The sequence below is a fragment of the Microbacterium sp. BF1 genome (assembly GCF_019279095.1).
GTDB lineage: Bacteria > Actinomycetota > Actinomycetes > Actinomycetales > Microbacteriaceae > Microbacterium > Microbacterium maritypicum.
In genome coordinates this window covers 1-876 of record NZ_JAGYWT010000728.1, presented here as the reverse complement: position 1 = coordinate 876, position 876 = coordinate 1, and the positions used below count along the sequence as shown (strand labels likewise).

The following is an 876-nucleotide window of genomic DNA, read 5'->3' as shown; positions in this document are numbered from 1 at the left end:
CCTCCAGGTCGGTGGTCTCGCTTGCGGTCTCGGTGACGGCGGCGCGGATACGCTCGAAGCCGGGATGCACCGGGGCACCGGCGTCGATGCGTTCGAGTTCGGCAGCGGCGTCGCCGCGCACCGTGGCGGGCAGGTCGGGGTCGTCGGTGACTTGCCGCAGGTAGTCGATCTTGTCGAGCGTCTTGTACGACGCGCCGCCGGGAATCATCGCGGCGGCTTGCTCGCTGGCACGGCCCACAGGTTCGGACGGTGCGGGAAACTTTCCCGCACCGTCCTTTCCGGGCTGGTTCTCCGCGCTGAACCGTGTCGCGGCCTGCCTGCGCGCGGCATCCTCGGCCATGAGGGTCTTCAGCTCGCGGTAGAGCGCAGCCGCCTCGACCGGGGTGAGGTCTTTGTGGAGCATGTTGTCGTCTTGCTCGGCCAGCAGGTGACCGAGCCTGCCCGAGATGCCCGAGCGCACCCACACGCTCACCGTGCGCCAGCCGAGCATCTTGATTGCGGCCAGCCGCCTCGCACCGCACACCAGCACCCCGTCGATGGTGACCGTCAGCGGTTGCAGGAGGCCGTCGCGGGCGATGGACTCGGCCAACGCGGTCAGGTCACCCAAGTCAGTGCGGTGACGGTTGCCGACGACGATGGACTCGACGGTGCGGTTGAGTTCGATGTGCCCGGTATGCCTGCTCATGACCGGCCCCCACGTTTTGGGGCCGCGAGCGAGATCATCAGCACGAGATCGTCGTCGCGCAGCAGCGCGCGCAGGCTCTCGCCGATCAGCAGCCTGAGCAAGATGCCGCGCCCGGCAGCGGTCGCGGCGTAGGCCGGGCTGGGGTGCCCGAGCAGTGCCTTCAGCAGCGCTGTCCACGCGGTGCTGTTCAC

1 protein-coding gene and 1 pseudogene are annotated in these 876 nt (G+C 69.1%); both read right to left on the bottom strand.

The genetic code is table 11. The features are described from left to right. Positions 1-685 (bottom strand): ParB N-terminal domain-containing protein (locus tag KZA10_RS16365; protein ID WP_218683419.1); only part of this gene is annotated, 685 nt, incomplete at its 3' end. Continuing rightward, positions 682-876: pseudogene (locus KZA10_RS16360) on the bottom strand (hypothetical protein); the annotation flags it as partial. The pseudogene KZA10_RS16360 and the gene KZA10_RS16365, both read right to left, overlap by 4 nt.